Below are 4,476 nucleotides of genomic sequence, written 5' to 3' on the forward strand. Positions count from 1 at the left end.
AGGCCGTTCGAGGCGCGGTAGTTCGTGATCCACTCGCCCTGGCCCTCGCCATGCACTTGCAGACCCTCGATGCCGAAGACGCCGAAGAACTTGTCGGGCGCGGCGGTCAGATCGGCGCGGCCTTTGAAGAGCACCGGCATCTCCGCGTAGTAGTTCCCCACGTTGACCCAGGTCGCGAGGGTGAAGTCGCGGCTGAAATCAATCGCCGAAGGGTTCGCCAGCTCGATGCCTGCGTTGACCTTTTCGATCACCAGCGCGTTGCCGACGCGTCCGGGAGCAAAGGAAGGCGCGAGCTTCGGATCGACCGGCCGGCCATCGTGTTGACCTGTTACATCCTTCAGGTCGTCATCGAAGCGGAAATGGGCAACGAGGTCCGCGTGGGCAGCCATCGGCGCGAGGAGGAGCAGGGTGGTGAGGAGCGGGAGTGTGAAGCGCATGGATTCAGGTCATAGAGATACCCGCACACACCGTCTAATCTTCGGAGGGGCATCCGACTATCTTCACAATGCCCATTACCTTCAGGACAATGACCACCGCCCGCTCAAGCAGGCGCTATCCACGACGGCAGCGATCTTTACCAAGCGGCCTCGCTGGCAATGAGATGCGGTTGTCTGAGGCCATAGGGCGTTTGGGGCTAGTGGTTGTGGCGAAACCCTCCCAAACGATCCCCGGCGTGAGGTCATCCCACGCCAACCCAGAGTCGTATGACAACGGTTGCGGCATGGGTCCAGAGTTTGCCGGAAAGGCCCTCGCTTTGGCAATGGTTTTTTCGCGGGAAGATAACTTACGAAGGTAAAAATTGTGACAGTAGGGAAGAAGTGCTTCAACGTGTGGGATGCATTTGGCCTCCAAAGACAAATTCCATCGAGACTCCTTCACTGCCAATATCAGGCCCGAGGCCACATCCCTGGGGAGGCACATTGGGAAAAGGCGATGCCGCTCCGAGAGCCTGCCCGCAGGCAAGAATCACATGTTCGCCCTCCCCGAACAGCTCTTCCACAGCACGCAGATCACCGTCTACTTCTGGTTCCTCGCTTAAAACAAAAATGCCGCCCCCAAACGCGGCCTCCGCCACAGCCGTGAGTTGGAGAATCAATTGGCGCTCACTCATCCCCCCGTGTTCTGCCAGCTAGCTAAACTGAAGACTCAACAACCAAGACTTGGCAACCCACACCTCCTATTTGCGCAATTCCATGAACGAAAACATCATCCAGCAGTCGCTTCAGACAATTCTTGAAAGTTACGCGCAAGCTAGAGCCAACCAAACATTCGCGGGTCACTCGCTTCGTGGTGTATTTGAGAGCCTCAAAGGGGCGATAAGCTCACTGCCATCGATTTCTACCTACCCTAAACTTAGGGTTAAGTGGAGTATGGGCCAAGGGAACTGGGCAAAGGTTCCTTGGATTGCGTTACTTGATGGAAGAGAAACCGACACGACGCAACGCGGGGTCTACTGTGTCTACCTCTTTCGCCAAGATATGTCGGGGGTCTATCTGACATTTAACCAAGGCGTCACCCAACTGCTCGAGAGCAAAGGAAAGGTAGGCGCATACGCTGCACTTCGAGCCCGCGCGCACGAATTGCGTGCGATGTGTGCCCCCCTTCTTGAGCGAGGATTTAAGATGGATGAAGGGATCGACTTGAAGGCAGAACCGGGACTTGGGGCGGATTATGAGCCATCGACAATTGCGCACAAATTTTACGAATTGGGAAATCTTCCGGACGATCTGAACCTTGTGGCTGATCTCGATGCCATTATTTCAGTTTACGAAAACTATTTGATTGGCGCGTCAGACCAACCTTTTGTCAAACACGAAGCGGCCGGTGAATTGAGCGCCTTGGTCGCGAGCTTCATTGTGGCGGCTAACAGCCCTGAGACTGCGCTCCATATTGCGGACACATTGGCCATTCGCTTTGTCTCCGCTATCTTGTCTAAGCGATTTGGTATTCTTACCGGCCTTGCGGGTTCTGGAAAAACAAAGCTCGCGCAGGCGTTCGCGGAGTGGCTGACGCCAAAACGGGCTGCTATCACAGACCCGTCGCCATATGTGGCTTTGATCCCGGTGGGAGCCGACTGGACAGGCAACGACAACTTGGTGGGTTATCCCAACGGTTTGGATAGCCTGAGCTACAACTCGAAACCAGCATTGGAACTGATCCTGCACGCCGAGAAGGACTCCGAGGTGCCTCATTTTCTAATTCTGGATGAGATGAATCTGTCCCATGTGGAGCGATATTTTGCAGACATCCTTTCAGCGATGGAGTCCGAAGCGGCGATCCCTCTGCATCAGGATGAGAAGCGCATCTCAAATGGGCAGGAGGTGCCGAAGGCCATCAAGCTGCCGCCCAACCTGTTCATCATCGGCACGGTGAATGTGGATGAGACGACTTACATGTTCTCTCCCAAGGTGCTGGACCGGGCGAATGTGATCGAGTTCCGGATGGAAGCGGTGGAGATCGGGACCTTCCTGGATAAGCCGAAGGCAGTGAACCTGTGGGAGCTGAATGGCAAGGGCATTAACTTTGGCCCGAGTTTCGTGGAGGCGGCGGCGGACAAGAGCCGTGCGGTGCCTGAAGTTGTGAAAGGGAAGTTCAAAGAGGAGATGCTGCTGTTCTTCAAGCTGCTGCAAGCACACCACGCGGAGTTTGGCTACCGAACGAGCTACGAGGCGGGACGATTCATCCACTTCTACAAGGAACTGGGTGGCTATGCGGACAAAGACGAGTCTGGCAATCTCATTGCTGAGGAAGTGTGGTCCGTTTGGTTCAACAAGGCCATGGATGCCATGGTCGTGCAAAAGCTGCTACCGAAGTTGCATGGCTCTCGCACGAAGCTGGAAGGTCTGTTGTGGACACTGGGCTATGCCTGTGGCGCGGATCGTGGCACCTTGAAGCCTGATGAGTTTCTGAAAGCCTGCCAAGAAGCGGGTGAAGCACAGAATGAGGGCAAGCACTCACCGGATGCGGTGGAGAAAGCGCTGAACGGCGTAGAGGCGAGGTATCCGCTGAGCTTTGATAAAATCCTGCGGATGTATCGGAAGCTGGTGCGGGATCAGTTCGTGACCTTTGCGGAAGCATGACGCATGGCGGCTGAAATCCAGAACCCGGCCAAAGTGCCCTGCCGTGACGCCCAAGGGCGCGTGGCGGCAGTGGTATGGATCTGGACTGCGCGTAAGGGCAGCGGTGGCGCGGGCGAAACAGCGGACCTGATCCGCTGGAGCGACGTGGAGGCTGAGGCGCGGAGTGAAGAGCCAGTGCAACTGCGAGAGCGCGGGCGCTACGTTTTCCAAATCAAAGACTGTGAAGCGCCATGGACGCTAGAGGAAGGCGCAGCCATCACGCGCAGTCCGGCAAAGCCAAATGAGGGATTCATCGAGCCAGGGGACCAATGCGGGGTGCTGCCACTAACGCTGCTGCATGAGGGCGTGGTGATGGCACGCGGAGCGGTGGAGGTGCGGTCGATCAAGCTGAACTACCGGGATCACTATCGAGGAATGCTGGGCTGCATCGCTAAGAAGTGCGCGGGTCTGCTGCTAGATAGCCGTGCTCCGACACGCCTGCGACTGGCTGCGGCCTGGAAGGAGAACCGGGCGATGCTGGAGCAACAACTGGAGTTCCTGCGCCACACGCTGGAGTCGCCTGCTTTTCGTGGTGCGGTAGATGAGGTGCTGCGGAACCCACATCGGCTGCTGGAAGATGAACGGGAAGAGCAGTCGATCTCACGTCCCTTCAAAGCTGGGAAAGATTTTGCACGGCAAGTGGGCAAGGCGGGGGATCGTGTGGCACTGGCGGCGACGCATCCACTGCGGATGATGCAGCCGTCTCTGACAAGCCTGCCAGCGCGGATTCAGGTGACGCGGCGAACGGACTTTCTGGATACGGCGGAGAATCGCTTCGTGAAGATGGTGCTGGTGGAGTTCCGCGACTTTCTGGCAGAGGTGGCGGGGATGCTGGGCCGTGATCCTGCGGATGCGGTGAAGACGAACAATGCACGCCTGCTGCGGGAGGTGGCAAGGCTGCGAGGCAGGCTGGACGCGCTGCTGGGCCGTGGGTTTCTCCCTGATGTGTCCCGGCCTGAGTTGCTGCCACTAGGGAGTCCGGTGCTACAGCGCAAGGCGGGCTATCGTGAGCTACTGCATGTGTGGCTGCAATTCCATGTGGGCGCTCAACTGGCCTGGGATGGCGGAAGCGAGGTCTGGCATGGTGGCGCACGGAATGTGGCGACGCTTTACGAGTATTGGCTGTTCTTCCAACTGGAGGCGCTGTTCCGCAGCAAGTTTGATTGCGAGAAGCCTCTGCACTCCGTGCTGTTGGAGATGGATTCGGGATTGCCACGGCTGAAGCTGCAACGCGGGCTCGAACTAACAACGCCCGTGGGCGGTGTGTGGTCGGCCACGGCCAAGCGCCCGCTGAAGGCTGAGTTTCACTTCAACAAGAAGTTCGCCCGCAATCAGGATCATCAAAAGGGCGGTAGCT

2 protein-coding genes and 1 pseudogene are annotated in these 4,476 nt (G+C 57.5%); 2 read left to right on the top strand and 1 reads right to left on the bottom strand.

Going from position 1 to position 4,476, the window contains the following annotated elements; all coding sequences use genetic code 11:
* Positions 1–437 (bottom strand): annotated as a pseudogene (locus tag AC6FTP_RS25705) (hypothetical protein); the annotation flags it as partial.
* A gap of 756 nt (positions 438–1,193) precedes the next feature.
* Here AC6FTP_RS25705 and AC6FTP_RS25710 point away from each other — a divergent pair.
* Positions 1,194–3,080 (top strand): MrcB family domain-containing protein, encoded by a 1,887-nt coding sequence (locus AC6FTP_RS25710; RefSeq protein WP_497209754.1) that lies wholly within the window; start codon positions 1,194–1,196, stop codon positions 3,078–3,080.
* Between the two features lie 3 nt (positions 3,081–3,083).
* On the top strand, positions 3,084–4,476 hold a 1,393-nt coding region (locus AC6FTP_RS25715), incomplete at its 3' end, for a DUF2357 domain-containing protein (protein ID WP_497209755.1).

It is taken from the genome of Prosthecobacter sp., assembly GCF_044378005.1.
Taxonomy (GTDB): domain Bacteria; phylum Verrucomicrobiota; class Verrucomicrobiia; order Verrucomicrobiales; family Verrucomicrobiaceae; genus Prosthecobacter.

Coding starts and splice junctions, on each gene's coding strand:
- AC6FTP_RS25710 (WP_497209754.1), top strand. CDS start 1,194: ATGAACGAAAACATCATCCAGCAGTCGCTTCAGACAATTCTTGAAAGT.